At 34.0% G+C, this 20,358-nt stretch carries 18 protein-coding genes; 10 read left to right on the top strand and 8 right to left on the bottom strand.

What is annotated here, in order from left to right:
• Position 1: 1 nt before the first annotated feature.
• From IEV15_RS06550 to IEV15_RS06535, 4 genes are all read right to left on the bottom strand, one after another.
• Positions 2-430 carry a 3-hydroxyacyl-ACP dehydratase FabZ family protein gene (locus IEV15_RS06550; RefSeq protein ID WP_188361720.1) on the bottom strand — a complete coding sequence of 143 codons (429 nt, stop codon included), beginning with the start codon at positions 428-430 and terminating at the stop codon, positions 2-4.
• Positions 431-438: 8 nt separating this feature from the next.
• Positions 439-1,491, bottom strand: coding sequence for a type III polyketide synthase (locus IEV15_RS06545; protein WP_188361719.1), 1,053 nt, complete (start codon positions 1,489-1,491; stop codon positions 439-441).
• A gap of 84 nt (positions 1,492-1,575) precedes the next feature.
• Positions 1,576-2,244 (bottom strand): methyltransferase domain-containing protein, encoded by a 669-nt coding sequence (locus tag IEV15_RS06540; RefSeq protein WP_229734109.1) that lies wholly within the window; start codon positions 2,242-2,244, stop codon positions 1,576-1,578.
• A 38-nt stretch (positions 2,245-2,282) separates the two neighbouring features.
• Positions 2,283-3,407, bottom strand: coding sequence for an NAD(P)/FAD-dependent oxidoreductase (locus IEV15_RS06535; protein ID WP_188361717.1), 1,125 nt, complete (start codon positions 3,405-3,407; stop codon positions 2,283-2,285).
• Positions 3,408-3,609: 202 nt separating this feature from the next.
• Here IEV15_RS06535 and IEV15_RS06530 point away from each other — a divergent pair, with 202 nt between their 5' ends.
• Positions 3,610-4,218 (top strand): DUF420 domain-containing protein, encoded by a 609-nt coding sequence (locus IEV15_RS06530; RefSeq protein ID WP_188361716.1) that lies wholly within the window; start codon positions 3,610-3,612, stop codon positions 4,216-4,218.
• 31 nt (positions 4,219-4,249) lie between these two features.
• Positions 4,250-4,828, top strand: coding sequence for a hypothetical protein (locus IEV15_RS06525; RefSeq protein ID WP_188361715.1), 579 nt, complete (start codon positions 4,250-4,252; stop codon positions 4,826-4,828).
• Positions 4,829-5,452: 624 nt separating this feature from the next.
• Here the strand turns inward: IEV15_RS06525 and IEV15_RS06520 are convergent.
• Positions 5,453-7,939, bottom strand: coding sequence for a pectate lyase family protein (locus IEV15_RS06520; RefSeq protein ID WP_188361714.1), 2,487 nt, complete (start codon positions 7,937-7,939; stop codon positions 5,453-5,455).
• A gap of 492 nt (positions 7,940-8,431) precedes the next feature.
• Here IEV15_RS06520 and IEV15_RS06515 point away from each other — a divergent pair, with 492 nt between their 5' ends.
• From IEV15_RS06515 to IEV15_RS06495, 5 genes are read left to right on the top strand one after another with little or no spacing between them, the layout of a single operon-like run.
• Positions 8,432-9,325 carry an alpha/beta hydrolase gene (locus tag IEV15_RS06515; RefSeq protein WP_188361713.1) on the top strand — a complete coding sequence of 298 codons (894 nt, stop codon included), beginning with the start codon at positions 8,432-8,434 and terminating at the stop codon, positions 9,323-9,325.
• A gap of 3 nt (positions 9,326-9,328) precedes the next feature.
• A complete protein-coding gene (locus IEV15_RS06510; protein ID WP_188361712.1) occupies positions 9,329-10,306 on the top strand; it encodes a DUF4861 family protein in 978 nt (325 codons plus the stop codon).
• A gap of 1 nt (position 10,307) precedes the next feature.
• On the top strand, positions 10,308-11,537 hold the full coding sequence (locus IEV15_RS06505) for a glycoside hydrolase family 88/105 protein (protein WP_188361711.1): 1,230 nt from the start codon (positions 10,308-10,310) through the stop codon (positions 11,535-11,537).
• Position 11,538: 1 nt separating this feature from the next.
• A complete protein-coding gene (pelA, locus tag IEV15_RS06500; RefSeq protein WP_188361710.1) occupies positions 11,539-13,539 on the top strand; it encodes a pectate lyase in 2,001 nt (666 codons plus the stop codon).
• Positions 13,505-14,293, top strand: a complete 789-nt coding sequence (locus tag IEV15_RS06495) for a rhamnogalacturonan acetylesterase (protein WP_229734108.1) — start codon at positions 13,505-13,507, stop codon at positions 14,291-14,293. Before pelA ends, IEV15_RS06495 begins: the two co-directional genes overlap by 35 nt.
• Position 14,294: 1 nt before the next feature.
• Here the strand turns inward: IEV15_RS06495 and IEV15_RS06490 are convergent, their stop codons facing one another.
• Together IEV15_RS06490 and IEV15_RS06485 are read right to left on the bottom strand one after the other, a co-directional pair.
• Positions 14,295-14,909 carry a 3'-5' exonuclease gene (locus IEV15_RS06490; protein ID WP_188361709.1) on the bottom strand — a complete coding sequence of 205 codons (615 nt, stop codon included), beginning with the start codon at positions 14,907-14,909 and terminating at the stop codon, positions 14,295-14,297.
• A 3-nt stretch (positions 14,910-14,912) separates the two neighbouring features.
• Complete coding sequence (locus IEV15_RS06485; RefSeq protein WP_188361708.1) at positions 14,913-16,832, bottom strand: DUF294 nucleotidyltransferase-like domain-containing protein; 1,920 nt, start codon at positions 16,830-16,832, stop codon at positions 14,913-14,915.
• 94 nt (positions 16,833-16,926) lie between these two features.
• Between IEV15_RS06485 and IEV15_RS06480 the strand changes: the two genes are divergently transcribed.
• A complete protein-coding gene (locus tag IEV15_RS06480; RefSeq protein ID WP_188361707.1) occupies positions 16,927-17,517 on the top strand; it encodes a Pr6Pr family membrane protein in 591 nt (196 codons plus the stop codon).
• 60 nt (positions 17,518-17,577) lie between these two features.
• Here IEV15_RS06480 and IEV15_RS06475 read toward each other — a convergent pair whose 3' ends face one another.
• Positions 17,578-19,113, bottom strand: a complete 1,536-nt coding sequence (locus IEV15_RS06475; protein ID WP_188361706.1) for a DEAD/DEAH box helicase — start codon at positions 19,111-19,113, stop codon at positions 17,578-17,580.
• Between the two features lie 231 nt (positions 19,114-19,344).
• Between IEV15_RS06475 and IEV15_RS06470 the strand changes: the two genes are divergently transcribed.
• Together IEV15_RS06470 and IEV15_RS06465 are read left to right on the top strand one after the other, a co-directional pair.
• Entirely contained in the window at positions 19,345-19,959 is a 615-nt protein-coding gene (locus IEV15_RS06470) for a YqaA family protein (protein ID WP_188361705.1), read from the top strand.
• Complete coding sequence (locus IEV15_RS06465) at positions 19,959-20,228, top strand: DUF3817 domain-containing protein (protein WP_188361704.1); 270 nt, start codon at positions 19,959-19,961, stop codon at positions 20,226-20,228. The genes IEV15_RS06470 and IEV15_RS06465 overlap by 1 nt, the downstream gene beginning before the upstream one ends.
• Positions 20,229-20,358: the final 130 nt, after the last annotated feature.

Genomic DNA, 20,358 nt, shown 5'->3' with positions numbered 1-20,358 from the left:
CTTATCGATTTACAAGCATTCCCGCAATAGTACCACGAGAAACTTCTTCATTACGGCTATTTAGCATTCGTACATTACATTTTAATTTTCCAAACCGGAAATAGATTTTCTCTGAAATAACCGTTACCGTCTCATTGGGATAAACAGGTTGTAAAAATTCTATTTCAGAGGAAGTCAGAGCCATTTGTGTGGGTTGCTCCTCCTCAGTGAGGTAAATGCCCAAACAAACGACACCAATTTGTGCCATAGTTTCTGTTAGAATAACCCCTGGCGTGATAGGGTGGTCCTTAAAATGCCCTCGGTAAAAGTCCAAGTTGGCATCATATGTAAACGTACCGGTTACACCATTCGTATCAATGTGGGTGATGTCATCCACAAAAAGAAAGGGTTTGGCGTAAGGCAGTTGTTGTATAATGGCTTCTTTATTCATAACGGGTACTAAAATTCAATGAGCATGCGTTGGGCGGTAAATCCGGGACCAAAGCTCAAAAGCAAGCCTTTCTCGCCGGATTGGGTGTTTTTGTTTAAGAAGCGTTCTAAAACGTACAGTATGGTGGCACTGGACATATTGCCGTATTGGCGTAAAACTTCTTTCGTATCGTCGATGTTTTTACCGGATTCGGCAAAAAGAGCCTCTACAGTCTTGACTATTTTCTTTCCTCCGGGATGGAAGATGAAATGGTCAATAGCATGGATTGTAAGCTGGTTCTTTGCTAAAAAGGGATGAATAAACTTCGGAAAATGCTCGCTGATGGTTTCAGGTACTTCTATATCCAACACCATTTTCAAACCGGAATTGGTGAGTTCAAAACCCATCATGTGCTCGTTGTCATAAAAATGATACATCGAGTCGTCCAAGATGATAGGGCCTTTGTCTGCTTCGTGTGACGAAAGCAAAACACAAGCGGCTCCATCGCCAAAAATTGCGGCACTCACCATATTAGCCATCGAAAAATCATCGAGTTGTAACGTTGCAGTGGGACTCTCCACAGTTATCACGGCGGCTTTGGTATGAGGATTGGCTTTGAGGAAGTTTTTAGCATAAATCATCCCGGAAACACCACCCACACAACCCATTTCGGTAACAGGCAATCGAACTATGTCTTGCCGTAATCCCAATATATTGATGAGGTAGGCATCTAAAGACGGAATCATGATTCCGGTGCAACTCACCGTGACGATGTAATCAAGCTCTTCGGGTTGCCACTTGGCTTGCGTTAAGGCTTTTTGGAGCACGTCTTGCCCCAACTTGATGGCTTCGCGTACATAGATTTGGTTGCGTGCTTCAAACGAGGTTTTGGTAAAAACTTCCTCCGGCTCCATAATGGAATAGCGACGGTCTACTTGTGCTCCTTCAAAAATCTTTGTCACTTTTTTAATAAAACGCGGGTCCTGATCCGCCAACCACACTTCCAAAAAAGGAAGTATAGCCGCCGTTTCCCTTGAATAAGGCGGTAGTGAAGTAGCAACTGTTACTATTTTTACTGACATTTTTATTTTTTTTAATTTGGTTAAAGGGTTAATCGTTTAACCATTTAACCGATTAATCCTTTAACCGATTAACCATTTAACCTTTTAACCCTTCCAAACCACCCACTGATACCGAAACGCCCATTTCCATTTAATACGCTGCTTTTCCGCAGTAATGCCTTTAGCAAAGCCTTCTAATTCCTCTTTTTTAAAACCACGAAGGATAGAAGTCAACCCGTCCTGACGTGACATGGGGTTGAGTCGGAAGACGAAACAAACCAACTGAAATAGGCGGTAGGCAAGCTTACTTCTGTGGAGGTCATTGATGACAATACCAATCCTGCTTTGTCTATGGAATACATCGAGTAGTGTCGCTATTTGGTCGTTTCTAAAATGATGTAAGGTTAAGGTACATAGTAAGATATCGTAATTCATTTGACTGAAAGCTTCAGAAAATAAATCCTTACAATGGTAGGTGATGTTGGGATAAATTACAGATAAAGATTTGGCATAATTGATAGTGAAAGCGTTGGCATCAATACCAATAAGTTGCCAGTTTAAGTCGTTGTCATTGGCATAATTGGCAAGGGTTCGAAGCATGTCGCCGTTACCACAGCCTACATCTACAATCGTGAGGGTGTCTTCAGTGGGTTGCTTTAGTAATTGTTGAACGCCTTGTAATGTAAGTGTATTGCCACCCAACAAGCGGTTGATGCTTGCTATTTTATCCAAAGCTTCTTGAAGTGCTGTCCCTTCCATGCTGAAATCGTCCATCAATTCTTCTGCTTGCGATCGGTATGTAGTATCAAGATTCATTCGCTAATGGGTTTGCCGTGGGTTTTTGAAATGATATAGGGTACTAATTTAGGAAACGTAATCACGATTCGCATTACAACTTGACTAAAAAAAGTACTAAGTAGCAATTTCGATAATAGTTTTCCGGTTTGTATTCTGGATTTAAAGTGGTAATTCCATTGTTTGCGATAACGAGCTTCAAAAGTCTCACGGCTAATATTGTCATTTAAATAGGCTAGGGTGCATTCACTCGCGATTTTAGCACTGTGAATCGCCATAGCCATGCCGTTGCCACAAAGAGGATGAATCAAACCGGCTGTGTCACCCAACATCAAGATGTGGTTTTCTACTTGGGTTTTGTTTTCAAAGGAAATTTGACTGATGGTCAAAGGTTTTACAAACAGCATCGTGGCATTTTCTAAAAGGACTTTTAGATGAGGGTTGTGCTGGAGAATGTGGGTTTCAAACTCAGGGATGTTTTTGAATTGCTTGAAGGTGTCGTATTGCACCAAATAACAGATATTAATGGTATTGTTTTCTACTTTGGAAACGCCGCAATAGCCACCTTCAAAATTGTGAAGTGCCACAACATTGTTCGGAAAATGACCGCAATAATGGGCTTTTACAGCTAGCCATGGTGATTTTTTTTTGATGAAGGTGCGTTCCAAGGTATGATCCAAATTGGAGCGTTTGCCATAAGCTCCTAAAACCACGTTTGCCGTATGTGTCCCACCGTTTTCGGTAGTAAGTGTTATTTGGTTGTTGGAAAAAGTGGTGTTGGTCACCGTTTGATGAACAACCGATACCCCATGTTGTAGAGCAAGCTGATACAAATGATGGTCTAAAGTAAACCGACTGATACCAAAACCGCCCAAAGGTAACTTGGCCGTAAGTGATGTTCCGGAAGGCAGTGAAAGAATCGTGGTGTGAATTTGTGTGGGTTGTAAAACAGTGAGGTCAATACCCAATTGCTGCAAGTAGGGAAGCACTTCATTGGAAATAAACTCGCCACAGACTTTGTGTTTAGGGTAGTTGTTTTTTTCAAAAAGGGTAACATCGCATCCCTTTTTGGCCAGGTGTATTGCAGCAGTAAGGCCTGCTAAACCACCACCGATAATGGCTATTTGGGATTGGGTAGACACGCGCTTTTTTTTTATAAAGATAGGAATTTTTTGGATTTGGTCAGAGCGGAGGAAGGAGAAGAATGTGGTTACGAGTCATTTTTAGAGTGAATCATTCTGAAATTTTAGGGTGTACGGTAGTGGAATGGGATTTATTTTTTATTTTTATAAATGCTAATGGAAGTTTTGATAAACAAACTGGTACTATCTCAATTGTACAACGATGAGTAAATTGTTCCAAATTCTTTTTTTACTTCTTTTTGTAGTGTTTATGCTGCCTACTGCATATTATTTCGTTGCGGGGTTTCCTGATTTTGTAGTGAATAAAGAGGTTGGTTATAAACTGTGGTTTGCTACTCACATACTGTCAGGTACTGTCGTCTATGTAATCGCACCGTTTCAACTTTCGTCATCTTTAAAAAAAGGAATTTCTAAACGGCACAAAATGCTGGGGAGGGTGTTTATTAGTGCTTCCTTAGTTTGCATACTTTCATTATACATCGCCATATTGCCCAATTCTTTATGTAAGAGTTGTCTACCCTCACAGTATGCCACTACCACATTATGGCTGCTGTTCCTTGTAGTTGGCTTCTACAGTATTCGAAAGCGAAAAATGGAACACCACCAACGTTTTATGATTAGTGCCTTTATTTGTGCCGCCTATTTCGTCACCGTGCGAGTAATAAGTCTTGTCTTCATGGGTTTCTTCCGTTGGATAACACCAAACGAACATTGGGCGTTACTGGTATCTGACATTTCAGTGTGGTTTGTGCCGCTTTTGATGGTTTGGGTAATTTGGTGGAGAAAGGATTATTATAAAAAATTCAATTAAAGTAGGAAGCATAACAACTTAATTATCATTTATGAAACAGTATAGCTTATTTTATTTGGTTGGTTTGATTTTACTGAGTTGTTCCAATTCAAATACTAAAGTGAACCCGGAAGCGGTTACGGACCACGAAGTCTATGCTGCTTTAAAGTTGGCAATTAATGATTTAAAGCTGCATGAGAAACAAGACGGAACGGAAAACTACTATATTGAAGACGTATTAAAAGCTCCCGTTTTTAAAACAAAACTACCGAGACCCACCGAAAAACTAACTACCTATTTTTCTGAAGAGGATCTTGCTTTTCTGGAGAAACAATTAGCAGAAAGGGAGAATTACCAACTAGCACAAGACTCAATAAGCCCCAAAAAGTTAATCTCACATCAAACAATAGACAGCTTGACGGCATCGAGTAACTACAATAAAAATGAATTTCTCAAAAATTACAATTTGAAATTTGGCGAAAATTATTTCACATCCTTTAGCCTGCCTTTATATTCCTTGGATAAAAAGACAATTTATATTGATTGTAATACTATTTTTGGAGGCCGTTCCATTATTTATAAAAAAACAAACGGGAAATGGAAGGCTACCACTTTCATGATTTGGCACTAGTTGTAAATTCTATATATTAAAATAGTAGTGTTGATAATTTCGAGGGTCAGGTTTTATAGCCTTCGCTAGTGCTAATCATACCTAGTTTGTTATCCTGACGAATACCTGCCCGCCGAGGTGGAAAGGATCCCATAATCTAAGTCACACAAAGCTTATAAAACCTTGTTTGTCCTCCACTTATACGAGTGTCTCGCTCGTACCCAGAAAGAAAGGATTATTACAAAAGTAAGTCAACCAATTAGGAAGTATATTATTTAATAATATGTATAGTTATTTTAGGACGGTTCAAGGACGAGTCGCAATCATAGATACTATATAGCAACGCCCTATCAACGTCCTATCAAAGCCATAGATAAAGCATCAATGGTGACAGATTAACCGTAAATCAATCCGGTCATTTTATATCAATAGAGAGCCATCAGTCTGTATAGCTATTTAAATGTCTTGGCAAAAGCGTAGGTATAGCGTACTCATAGCGTAGTTATAGCGTAGTCATAGCATATAGTACTCATATAACAACCATATATAAGTCATATAGTAGTGCAAGTATACTACTGTCATTATCAAATAAAAAAAGGCTGTCTCAAAATCTTGAAACAGCCCTTTTACTGGTTATTATGAAATTTATTTCTTGATAATCTTTTGATCTATCGTTCCATTATTAGTTTGAACTTTAACCAAATACATTCCATCGCTAAAATCACTCATGTTAAGTACTGAAACCGAACCTTTATAGGTTTGGATTAGTTGACCAACCATAGTATACACGGATACGCCTTCAATGGTATTTCCATCAACTATGGCAATGTTCAACTCATTAGTAACCGGATTTGGATAAAAACGAATAGCATCTCTCGTAATCGGATTACCCACACTTAACGTGTTAAATTCTGTTTTAATATAGTATAAATTAGCAACACTGCCTTTTGTTATAGCATGACTTCCGGGAGCAACAGACGGAATAACAACCAAACCGTTTACTGCCGTATAATTTACGTTATCCAATTTGATGGTTCCATTAAAGTTGGGATCTAAAACCAAAGTTAAAGTTGATTCCACCAAAGTAGTATAATTAATTACAGTTGGTGTCTCAATTTTTAATCGAGCGGTTAACGTAAGACCATTGTAAGTGGTAGAACCTGGGTTTGAATTCATATTAGCACTTGTAAACGAATAGAAAGAACTATTCAATACCGATTCAGTGAAATTATGAATTTCATCTCCTTGTGGAACAAAATCACCAATGGTAATACTTCCGCTTCCTGAAACTGGTGTACCACTAGTTCCCGACGTTGTTATCGTAAAATCAACATCCGCAGTTGGAGTCCCGGAAACAGTAACCGTTTTATTAGCAACATTTTTCACAAAAGTGATTCCTGAACTTGGCAATCCGGTAACGGTTACATCAGTAGCTGTACCACCCCAAGAAAACACCATGTTAGTTATTGCAATTCCTTCAGGAACCGTTTGGTCATTGTTAGTTGGTATGTTTAAAACTTGTGGGTTTACAACAACAGGAGTAGTTCCCTGAACAAATACTAATGAAGAAGTATACGAATTCAAAAGAGCTAATAAACCCGGGTTTATTGCATAAGAGGTATCATCAACAGCATTATCGAAAGTCCAAGTGATATCACCTCCACCAACTCGTCCTGAATATTGCATTACTTTTGCTTTTGCTGTTTCAGGTGTATCAATTACAAGCCCATTAACATAATGTATTGGATTTGTGTCAAAATTATTATAAGTAGCACCACCTTGAAAAGCTGCCACTGAACTTGGAAGGGTTTCATTTCTGGTTGTGGCAACATAAGCATCAAACTGACTAGGATGTGTTGTTGCATTGTAAGGTATAAAACTTTGCTGCCCGATCATATAATTGTTGAATGCTTTAATCATCCCACCATTTTCTCCTGAAAATGTACCGGGAGCACCATTCAAAATATCAGACCCTTGTTTTGAAATTAACATCGGATATTTACAGTTACGGAAATAGTTTCCTTCAATAAATAGGGAAGAGGCTAATGTTGAACCTGCTCCATATTTAGAAATCCCATCATAATAATTATTATAAATATGAACCGTATGACTTCTTACACGTGGATGACGACTATCTGAATGATCATACCAATTGTGATGATAGGTCAACATTCTTGCCGCTTCAGTTCCGTTTCCTAATAAGTTTGATTTTCCGGTATCCCAAAAGTGATTGTAAGAAACAGTTACATTTCCTGAACGTTTAACATCTAAAGCTCCATCGCCTTTTGCTTGATCTGAAGAACCACCGGGCAATCCATAAAATAAATCATTGTTGTGAACCCAAACATATTCATTGTCTTGTTGTAATCCAATATTATCTCCTTCACCTGAACTAGTAAGCATGAATCCAAGGTTTCTAATTTGAATATTTGTTCCTTTTTTGATTCTAATTCCCCATCCATTAGCAAGTGCATCTGATCCAACTCCTTCAAAAGTGATGTAACCATTTGCATTGTTATTGTTTTCAATTACAATATCACCATTATACATATAAGCAAAAGGGGTAATATTGCCAATCAATCTAACAATCAATGGTCGCGTGTCTTGTCCTTTTTTGAAACCATCTAATATTGCCTGCAAACCAACACAAGGATTTGAATTGGCTCCTGTAACAAACATAGATATTGTATTTTTGTTGTCTTGAGTAATATATAAGATTACAGCATTTGGCTTCACCGTCCCATTCATAGTATAACCACCCGGCACTTTTCCATTGCTGTGTGCAAAACCATTTCTTTCATGTGCCAAAACAGCTACACTACTTGAAACTGTTCCCACGCCATCAACGTTTCCGGTAACAGGTACTACTTTAAAAGTATAACTACTCGGTGTTAAACCCATTATATCTGCACGAAAATAAGATCCATAACTACGAATAAGTTGTGTGTCTATAATTTGGTCAGTAAATCCGCCGCCGGTGTAAAACACCTTGTAACTGTCAACTCCATCAACAGGAGTCCATTTTAAATAGGCAGATTCTAGCCAGCCTGACTGTTCAGTAATTGTTATGGTCTGTGAGAAAGTAGTCACAGTAACCATAAGAAAAGACAAATAAAGTAAAACTTTTTTCATGAGATAATTTGGTAATTTTATATTTATAATTCAATGTAATGGATTACACAAAATTATAGTATATAAAATTATAAAGCAAATATTTTATTGAAAATTAAAAAATAGTAAATATTTTTTATGCTATTCATTGTTTTTATTAGGTTTGTTAAGATTATATTGAATCGAATAATATGAAAATAGGCAAAATAATATAAATTTTAATCAGACAATTTTTAGATTTTTAAAACAACTATTCTAGAAAAAGACAAATTTATGTGCCAATAATTACATTTGTTGCTTTAAAATTATAAATTAAACAACTGTTTTGATTCTGAAGTATTTTAACATAATAGCACTTTAAGTCACTATAAATGACAGTATATGAAATTTTAACTCATATATTTTATTAAATTACTATTTTTTATTATATTTGTGTAATCGATTACTTCTATCTGCGATTCTGTTTTTTATAATTACACTTTATAATAAACAATCAAAACGAAGTGCTTACTAATGAAATACATAACACTTATACTTTTGTGTTCTCTCAATGTTTTTGGCTTTTCACAAGTTCAAAAGGATACTTCATATACAGTTCAATCAGAATATAAAAAACAAATCAAAATCTTTCCTCAAATTAAAGTGGTAAAATCAATAAACAATAATTTGCTTGTAGAAAAAAAAGATATCGTTTATCAAACCATTTCAAATCGCAACCTTCATTTTGATTTATATAAAAATAATTCAGAAGAAATTTTACCTGCAATCATTATGCTTCATGGTGGCGGTTGGAATTCCGGCGATAAATCGATGCTTCAACCTTTGGCTCAACAATTAGCTTTGAATAATTATCATTGCTTTGTGGTTGAATACCGATTATCAGATGAAGCAATATACCCCGCGGCAATTGATGATGTTTTAAAAGCTCTCGAGTTTATTGTTCAAAATGCTACTGATTATAGTATTGATGTGAATAAAATTGTAATTTTAGGCTGTTCTTCCGGAGGTCAAATGGCTTCGTTGATTGGTACAAAATTTAATTCATCAATAAAAGCAATTGTTAATTTAGATGGAATTCTGGCTTTTCATCACCCACAATCCAAAGAAGGTAAATTAGCGTCAAAGTGGCTTGGTGGCACTTTTGAAGAAAAACCGGAAGTATGGAAAGATGCTTCAGCATTGACTCATACAAACAAAAACACACCGCCAATTCTTTTTATAAACAGTCAATTTGAACGATTTCATGCCGGAAGAAATGACATGATTCTCAAATTAAAAGAATTTAATATCAACTATCAAATTGAAACCCTAGAAAACAGTCCACACACTTTTTGGTTGTTTCATCCTTGGTTTGAAAAAACATCAAATTATATTATAACTTTCTTAAATGAAAAATTAAAATCATAGCCTATGAACTCCACAAAATCAATCATTGCCATCACAACCCTCTTTACCTTAGTGAGTTGTAACAGTTCAAAAGTAACGACAAATCAAAACGAGAAACAGAAAACATATGCGGAAATCTCTGTGAAAGAAGGAGGAAAGTGGAATGGTAAAAAATATGAAGGAGGTACTTTTAAAAATATAAATCAACTACAAGTTCCGGAAAATCACACCGATCATTCGTTCTATATTCGCTATGAAGGTCCGGGTTGGGAAAGCAACAAAATTGGCTATCGCTTGTATCTCGATTGGAGAAATGCCATTGATATTTTTGGAAAATTAACCGATGAAATGGTTTTACCTAAAGTAGGACAAGACGGTTTTGATTCCTATCATAATATGGACGAATGGGGTGCCGATATTTTAAAAGTAGGTAAAGGTCTCGGTATTGGTTCAATTGGAAGAATGGTAAACAACGAAATGAATCATTTTAAGGAAGTCGATGCTACTTTTACAAAAGTGGAAAATTTCAATAATAAATCGGTCGTTTCAATAGATTATACAGGATGGAAAACCAACGAACAAAAAACAAATTTAAAATCAGAGTTGTCCATTTTTCCTGATGAACGATATACAAAACATACCATTCAACTTTCTGAAGCATTGAACGGAATTTGTACAGGAATTGTGAATTTATACAACTTACCGATGATTCAAAAAGGAAATGATTCTAATAAATGGGCCTATATTGCTACTTATGGAAAACAAACCCTTTTTGATGACAACCTAGGTATGGCTATATTTTATGAAGTTATAGATGCCGAAAAAGTATACCAAGGGCCTCATGATCATTTGATTCAATTTAAACCAACAACCCAACCGATCGACTTTTATTTTTTAGGTGCTTGGGATAAAGAAGTAGGCGGAATTACAACAGAAAAGGAATTTTTTGAGTATCTTGATACACTATTGAATAAATTAAATACTACAAACAAATTAAACTAACATGGAAGAAAAATTAAAATCAATCCGTTTAATTTTCTGGGCTTTAGCTTTTGTAATTTTATTGGGCTTATTGTTCACGAGTTGTAAATCAGCAACAACCGTTTCTTCCAATGAACTAGTGGTTTCCGACAAGTTAAAATGGTCAGAACGCATGGCTCAAACCTTAATGGCAAAACATCCGAATGCTTATGAAATTGATAATAAAACTGCACCAAAATGGGATTATGTTCATGGATTAGTAATGACTTCATTTGAAGAATTATATAAAAAAACAAATAACAAAAAATATTATGATTACGTAAAAGGTTATGCTGATGCCACAATCGATTCCGAAGGAAATATACCAAGTTATAAATTTGAAAACTATAACATTGATATGGTAATCGCCGGTAATCATTTATTTTATTTACATGAAAAAACGCAAGACAAAAGATATTTAAAAGCATTGCAAACCCTTCGTTCTCAATTGGCTGCACAACCCCGAACTTCTGAAGGCGGGTTTTGGCATAAAAAAATATATCCCTACCAAATGTGGTTAGATGGTTTGTATATGGGAGCTCCTTTTTATGCTCGCTATACGGTTACTTATGAAAATGGAAAACAATTGGACGATGTTGCTAAACAATTTGATTTAATTCAAAAAAATCTTTTAGATACAAAAACCGGATTGTTATATCACGGTTGGGATGAAACTAAAGAAATGAATTGGGCAAACAAAGAAACCGGAACTTCACCCAACTTCTGGTCACGATCTTTAGGATGGTATGCGATGGCTTTAGTAGATGCATTAGATTATTTTCCTGAAAATCATCCGAAACGTCAACAGTTGATTTCATATTTAAATAGTTTATCTGACGCTTTATTAAAATACCAACATGCATCAGGTTTATGGTACCAAGTGACTGACCAAGGTGATAGAGAAGGTAATTATCTTGAAGCTTCAGGTTCTGCCATGTTTGCTTATGCTTTTGCAAAAGGAGCTAACAAAGGCTACTTGCCAAAAAGATACAAACAACATGCTGAGAAAGCATTCAATGGTCTAACACGAGATTTAGTGAAAGTGACACCCGAAGGATATACTATTTTAACGCAAGTTTGTGCCGTAGCCGGTTTGGGTGGTAAAGAAAACAGAGATGGGTCATTTGATTATTATATCAATGAAAAAAAGAAAGACAACGATCCAAAAGCAACCGGGCCGTTTATTTTGGCAGCTTTAGAACTTGACAAATAGCATGTTGAAATTTAAAACTATAAAAACAATAATTATAGTATTGCTTTTTGTTACAACTGCAAAAGCTCAATTAGTCAATGATTTATCTTGGCGAAACCTCATTTATAAAAGCAGTCCAACTTGGTATGCTTCTGATGAAGCGAAAGCCATTGCTGAAAATGTCTTGTTATACCAACGAGATAATGGTTGTTGGCCGAAAAACATCTTAATGCATCTTCCTCTTTCTGAAAAGGAAAAGAAAGAGTTAATTGCTTCAAAATCAACTCTAAAAGATTGTACGATAGACAATGGAGCAACAAGCCAAGAAATGATTTTTCTATCGAAACTTTATCAGCAAAATCCGGATGAGCGATACAAAAAGGCGTTTCTTTCCGGTTTAAATTATTTATTGGAAGCCCAATACGAAAATGGTGGTTGGCCACAGTTTTATCCTTTAAAGAAAGGCTATTCTTCACATATTACGTATAACGATGATGCCATGATTAATGTCTTAAATTTACTAAAAGACATTAAATTGCAAAACAAACCGATTTCAATACGACCTTCTGACGAACTACTCCAAAAAATTGAAATAGCAATCAACAAAGGAATTGATTGCATTCTAAAAACGCAATACTTACAAAACGGTATCCCTACAAGTTGGTGTGCTCAACATAATGAATTTACATTACTTCCGGAAGCAGCTCGTAGTTTTGAATTGGCATCTTTGAGTGGTGGAGAATCAGCAAAAATTGTCTTGTTTTTAATGGCAATTGAAAATCCTTCCAATAAAGTAATAACAGCAGTAAATAATGCCGTGGCTTGGTTTGAAAAAACAAAAATTACCAACTTAAAAGAAGAATTGATTGTTGATGAAAAAGGAAAAGTTATTGAAAAAATTATGATTCCATCGCAAAATGAAAAACCCATTTGGGCTCGCTTCATGGAGTTAGAAAACAACAAACCTATTTTTTGTGATAGAGATGGTATCAAAAAAGAAACTATCGCTGAAATCACTCTCGAAAGAAGATTGGGTTATGCATGGTATGTAAACGCTCCTCAAAAAGTGTTAGATATCTATGAAAAATGGAAATTAAAAAATGTAATTAAAAAGCCCAATGACGAAACGAATCTGGTGGTAGCATTAGATGGTTCGGGAGATTTTACATCCATTCAAGAAGCAATTGATCAATCAAGAGCATTTCCATATGATCGAATTACTATTTTTATTAAAAATGGAATTTATAAAGAAAAGATTAAAATCCATGAATGGAATACAAACATAACCCTGCTTGGTGAAAGCAAAGAAAAAACCATAATCACATTTGATGATTATTTTAATAAAATGGGATTAGGACGAAATAGTACTTTTTATACCTATACATTGCTCGTTCAGGCAGATGATACTGTTTTAAAAAACCTCACTATCGAAAATTCTTCCGGAGAAATAGGTCAAGCTGTTGCATTATCAGTTACTTCAAATAGAGTAGGGGTAATCAATTGCAATCTTCTTGGAAATCAAGATACCTTATATGCCACTGGAACAGGAAAACAATATTACAAAGATTGTTATATTGAAGGAACCACTGATTTTATTTTTGGAAGTGCCACAGCTTTTTTTGAAAATTGCCAAATTCATAGCAAAAAAGATTCATATATCACAGCAGCATCAACTCCAAAAGACACTCATTTTGGTTATGTTTTTAAGAATTGTAAACTAACCGCAAACGAACAAATCAGAAAAGTCTACTTGGGTCGTCCATGGCGTAATTATGCTAAAACCGTATTTTTAAATTGCGAATTAGGAAGTCATATTTTACCTGAAGGTTGGCATAATTGGTCAAAACCCGAAGCAGAAAAAACAACTTTTTATGCGGAATATGAAAGTAGAGGAGAAGGAGCTAATTCAAAAGCAAGAGTAAATTGGTCATATCAGTTATCAAAACGTGACGTGAAAAATTATACAATACAAAATATTTTAGGAGAAAATGAGAGTAATAAAAAATGGTATGAAAAATTATAAATCAGCAATCGTAGTTGTACTAATACTTTTGATGGGATGCAAAAGTGCTCAAACAGAAGAACCTACTTTACAAAATATCACCATTCACATGATTGGTGATTCCACAATGGCCAACAAAAAAAATCCGGACGAAAATCCGGAAAGGGGATGGGGACAGATTCTCCCACAATTCTTTAATGAAAAAGTTACCATAAAAAACCATGCTGTAAACGGAAGAAGTACCAAGAGTTTTAGAGAATTAAACCATTGGCAACCGGTTTTGGAATCATTACAACCAGGGAATTTTGTGTTTATTCAATTCGGGCATAATGATGGAAAAGAAACTGATCCAACAAGATATACCAATCCACAGACTGCTTATCGATACAATTTAATACGATATGTTGAAGAAACCAGAGCCAAAGGGGCTATCCCAATTTTGTTTTCATCCATCGCCAGAAGACGATTCAATTCAGAAGGCGTCTTGTTAGATGCACACGGAAATTATACATTAATGGCTCGTTTAGTGGCTCAGGAATTGAATGTACCATTTTTTGACATGCAATACCTTACAGAACAAATGGAAGTATCATATGGTGTTGAAGCATCTAAAAAACTGCATTTGCATTTTGCTCCCGGAGAAAATGATTATTTCCCAGAAGGAATTACTGATAATACTCATTTATCGGTTTTAGGAGCTACTGAAATTTGTAAAATTTTTGTAGCGGAATTGCAAAAGCAACAATTACCATTAGCAAAGTATATTAAAAAGTAAATTAGATTGACAACCTATTTTTTAATTTCAAAAATAACATTGCTGTAATAAAAGCGTCGCCTGAAGCAGTGTGTCTATCGCTTTTTTCAACTTTTAAAAGTTTACACAATTCATCCAAACTTGAATGTTGATCTTCTTGCAATCCTTTGAATTTTTGATACATCGCATCGGTATCCATACTGTCATTTTTGAGTTTTCCTAAATCCAATCTTTTGAGAGCTTGATTGATCATTTCAATATCAAATCGAACATGATGTCCCACTAAAATAGCATCTTTAATATACTCCAAAAAGCGAATGATGGCTTCAGCCTCTACAATTTTTTCTTCTTTACCATCTTTTAAAATACCATGAATAGCAGCCGATTCTTTTTTGTATATATCTTGTTTGAGAAATAATTCGATAGAATCATTTACAAGAATCATGTTTTGAACCACTGAAACACCTCCAATTGATAATATCACATCTTTTTTAAAATCCAAACCAGTCGTTTCACAATCAAAAATAACATAACGTTGTGCCACTTCAGGGTTTTTATCTTGACTAAAATGTGATAGGTAAGTCTCCCAAAATTTTGGATTGTCTTTACTAATTTTTTTGAACCAATTGAATGCCATAGTTTATGTAAAATAAGTAAGTTGAAAACGACTTTTTATTGCATCTTGAATATCCTGAATGGGAGAAAAAGTATTCTTAAGTTTTACTTTATCTGATTTAGATAAGTAATTTAAATTCAAATACCTACCACCTGAACTATGTTGTAATCCTTCTTCAGTTCTAAATTTTAATAATACCGAAAATGCTTCGGCACATTCTTCAAAAACATGAGCATTTTGAGGTTCTAGTTCGGCCATTTTTTTAAACCGTTGATAAGTGTTGGTAATACCAATACAATTTTGACTTAAAGTCAGCAATCGGGCGGCATCAATTAATGGCATTAGTGCTCTGCTTTTTAAATCAAAACTATCTTTGTGTTCACCATCATTTTCAACTAAAAACTGACGGAAAAAGCCCAAAGGAGGCGGGTTTTTTAATGCATCTGTTCCCAAATAAGCAAAAAACAACTGATTGTTGTCCACTTGTTTGCTTATGTTTTCTGTAATTGATTCAACCAAAGCGGCATCTCCATAAATAAAATCATAATCAAAAAATATCGAACACATTAAAATTCCTTTTTCACCAGGCGTATTTATCCAAGCATTAAATTGTTTATTCCAATCAGTTATTGATTTACACCACATTGGGTTATTGGCCATCATTTCTGCCGGACAAAATTCGTAGCCTATTTTATTGAGCGTTTTAGTTACTTTATCAGCTAATTCTAGAAAATATTTTTTTACATCGTCATAGTTTTCTTCTTCAACATCTTCAAAAACCAATGCATTATCTTGATCTGTCATCAACAATTGTTCTTTTCTGCCTTGACTTCCAATATTCATCCAAGCAAAACGGGCAGGGGGTTGCTTCTCCATTTTTTCGATAGCCAATTCGATTGCTCTTTTGGTAATGGCACTATTTATTTCGCCAACCAAATTACAAATGTGTTGAATGGGAATATTTTTGTCTAAAGAATTTTGAATTAAATCGGTTAATTTTTCTCGAATGCCTTTCAATTCTTTGGAACGATTGGCTCGCTTTGTTTGCTTTAAAAGCACACCCGGATTATTAGCTTGGGCAACAATCACATCATGTTCTGAAATAATTCCCATTATTTTTGACTTATTGGTGCCATCAAGTGTTACACAAAGGTGGCCAATATTGTGTTTTAACATCATTAATTGGGTTTCGGCCACTGAAATATTCTCAGGAACGGTAACCACTGGAGCTGACATTATTTCTTCAACCGGAGTAGTAATTGGAAATTGCCCGGTTGCAATTTTTGATCGCAAATCTTTATCCGTAATAATTCCAATTGGAATATCATTTTCTTCAATAATAATACTTCCAATTTTGTATTGAGTCATTAATTGTGCAACCGACTGAACCGGATTTTTCCGTTTGGTTGTAATGGGATTTTTTATATAAGAAATAGGTTGAAAATACTGAATTTCAGAACTTTGATCATCATAAATTACATTTTCAGAAATTAATTTTCCTTTGTTTACTTTATCATATGGATTCCTGGTGTTGGAAGCAAAACTTTCCAATAGAAATGATAAAACTTCGGTGTTTTTTTCTACATATGGTTTGAATATTTCTATCGGAATAGCATAAAGTAACGATTCTTCACGAGCTTTTGCAGTCATTAGATAGTTGTCTTTTGCAAAAAAAGGTCGCAATCCCAAAATATCACCTTCGTCACATTTGTCGATCAATGCTTCTTCTGCATCAGAAGTAACCGATAATCCAATTGCTCCTTCTTTAACAATATAAAAATTGGGGTGGGTGGCATCTCCAACTTTAAACAACACTTGGTTTTTTTCAGCATGAACAACTTTAACCTCGCTGGCGATAGTTACTAAATCATGAAAGGGCAGACTAATGAATGGCGGAAAATTTTTTAAAAAATCTGCTATACGTTCGGCAATAGAATTTTTCATAGAAAAAAGAAATAATGTTTATAAATGTACAAAAACGTAAAACAAATTGCAACGCGAATTAATTTTAGTATTTTTATAATCTAATCTTACAATTTTGAAAAAAGTTACCACTTTGATTGGCATGCTGTTAGGATGGTTTGCCATAAGCACGCAATATGTTTTAATTATCCAAAATAGTGCTACGGATACTATTGAAACTACCATTCGTTTTTTTAGTTTTTTTACCATTTTGTCTAATATACTAGTGACTTTAAGTTTTACTTTTTTTTATTTCAATCAAAAAAACTTTTTTACAAGATATGCAACACAAACTGCTTTGGTGGTTTATATTAGTATTGTTGCAATTGTATATAATTTAGTGCTTCGGTTTATTTGGGAACCACAAGGTTTACAAAAGGTCACAGATGAATTATTACATGTTATAGTTCCGATTTTATATGTTTTTTATTGGATTAAATTTACTGATGTAATTCAATTATATTATAAGTATATTTTTAAAATTTTATTTTTTCCGGCTGCTTATTTAGTTTTGATTTTAATTCGAGGTCATTTTTCAAATTATTATCCTTATCCGTTCATCGATGTTTTTAAAATAGGATATAATCAAGTAGTGGTAAACAGTTGCATTGTTTTACTGGCTTTTGTAGTTGTTTCTTTAATAGCTGTTCGATTTAGTAGAAGGTAGTTCTTGAATTTTCTATTTTACATAATATAAATTATAGTTCAAATAATATACATTATTAAATTACTCAGATTCCATAATTCTAATTCGATATGTTCTACCAATAGCAATGATAAGTTTGATTTTGTAATCTTCAATTAACCAATCTTTATAATTCTTGGTTGCATTATTTAAACAATTAGCATAATGACGCATTCTACTTTCAATATCTTCATCTAAAATTTTTGCTAAAGCTTTTGCTTGATTTAAATTTTCTGAATTATCAACACACATTTCTGCATGTTGTTGAATTGATTTCTCAATAACAATTTTTGGTCGTTGTAAAGATTGAACGGCTAATTTGTATTCTAATTCCACATCAAATGAAATGTCATTAGTTTTAGAAAAAAGTGCTCTGATTTCCGGTGGCATTTTATAAGTAAAATAACGTTCAATCTCCATATCATCTCTTAGATTATGGATATATTGTTCCGGATATTTAAAAATATGATGCCAGTCAAACGGATCAGTCCATAATCCAAATCGCAACGCATTGTTTCCTAGATCAACAATAGCAAAAGTATTCTTATTAGGAAGATTTCTAGAGCCTCTTCCAATCATTTGCAAATATAAGGTCAAAGATTTTGTAGCTCTGTTCAAAATGATGCATTCAACGGTTGGTTCATCAAAACCGGTGGTTAAAATTCCGACAGAAGTTAAAATGGCATCCGGAGTATTTTTGAACCAATCCAATATCATTTTTCGCTCTTCATTCGAATTGGTATTGTCTAAATGTTTTATAGGAAAACCGGCTTGTTTAAACGTTTCTAAGACTTGAATTGAGGTTTTAATTCCATTATTAAAAATCAATGTCTTTTTTCCTAAACAATGGTTTTTATAAGCATGTACTAGCTTCTCTTGCAGTGCAATATTAGTATATAGTTCATCTGAAGATTTAACGGTATAATCACCATTAATTCCAATTTTTAAACTGGTTAAACCTACGTCATAACTATATGTTGTAGCTTTTGCTAAATACCCTTTATTAACTAATGACGCAATAGATTCTCCAACCAATAATTCATTGTAATTTTCATACATCGGCAATTTAAAATTCGAACTTAACGGCGTTGCTGTTACTCCTAAAACAAACGAATTTTTAAACGAACTCAACAATTTTCTGAACGAATTGTAATGTGCTTCATCAATTATTACTAAACCAACATTGTCAATTTCTAGTTTTTCATCTAACAACCTGTTTTTCAATGTTTCAACCATTGCAACAAAACACGAATAATCTTCCTGATCAGGAATTTCTTTAATACTGCTGTTGATGATTTTATTCTTTACATCAAATCCTTTTAAAATTTTGGAAGTTTGTTTACACAATTCAATTCTGTGAGTAAGAATGACTACTTTTTTGTCAAATTTTTCAATATAACGTCTGACTATTTCAGAAAAAATTACCGTTTTTCCGCCTCCTGTTGGCAATTGATAGAGTAAGTGATGATTTGAAGGTTTATTGTCAATTCTATCAAAAATAGCATCAATATCCCCTAATTGATAACAATAAAGTTGTTTTTTTTCTTCATAGTCTTTAAGTAACTCTTTAGTTTTCATTAAGAAGGCTTCTTGTAATTTCGAATTTTGCAAAAATACATACAAAAAGTACATTATTAGCTACTTTATCGTTAGAATAACAATAAACTTTTCGAAAGGTTAAATTTAACTTAAAAATAAGACTGGTGGGGCTTTCGGATAAACAACCATAAACTATTATTGCTAAATTTACCCCCAAAATGTGTTTTCTTAGTTTTATAGTTCCTTTAAAGGTTTGAATCGAATTGAAAGATGTCAAAAGATAGATTAAAAAAGAACAGGTGGCGACTTTTGCATCAGTATTATTCTTATACAGGATTTTACAGATTTATTCTTGATGGGATAAAAAAAGCATCATTACCTATTGTTCTTGTTGTTGTAGCTTTATTGTATGTTAATTATGAAGTTATAAAAATTAATGATTTATTAAAAATATTAACTGAAAGATATGATGACCTAACTATTTTTAGTGTTTTCTTTATTTCTGAATCCATATTAGGTTTACTTCCTCCTGATATTTTTATTGCTTGGACAAAAAACACAAACTTTCCCATTTTATATCTTGGTGTATTAGCCATCTTATCTTATCTAGGAGGTGTTATTTCCTACATATTAGGTAAAGCAATGCTTTTGATTCCATCTATTCAAAAATACATGGAAGAAAAAATGGCTAAACACATTATAAATATGAGAAAATGGGGCGGCTTGCTTATTGCTGCCGGTGCACTTCTCCCCTTACCTTTTGCTATTGCAGCAATGGCTGCCGGAATGATTCGATTTGATTTCAGAAATTTTTTAATTTTTGCTCTATTGCGATTTCTTCGTTTCGTAATCTATGGTTTTGCGATTTATCAAATGCTTAATTAATGAAAGATTTTTTTAAAAAAATAGCTTTTTGGGAAGGTATATCACTCATTGTTTTATTGTTTATTGCAATGCCTTTTAAGTATTTTTTGGATATACCCATATTAGTAAAATATATTGGAATGGCTCACGGCATTCTCTTTATTCTGTACATAGTAATAGCTTTAAGGCTCAGTTTTTTAGAAAAATGGCCATTTTCCAAACTACTTATAGTTTCCTTTGCCTCAATCATTCCTTTTGGAACTTTTTATGTTGATAAAAAATATTTATAACTATTAGTAAACAATCTACTATTAAAATGTAGAACTTATTAAATCGTTTGTAATTAAATTATTAGGTCTATATTAATTTTATTATATTTTTTTAACATTCAATTCATTTTCATTACAATTCTTATATATT

It is taken from the genome of Flavobacterium orientale (assembly GCF_014638005.1).
Taxonomy (GTDB): Bacteria; Bacteroidota; Bacteroidia; order Flavobacteriales; family Flavobacteriaceae; genus Flavobacterium; species Flavobacterium orientale.
Note: the sequence above shows the minus strand (reverse complement) of the source record. Positions and strands in the feature narration are given on the sequence as shown.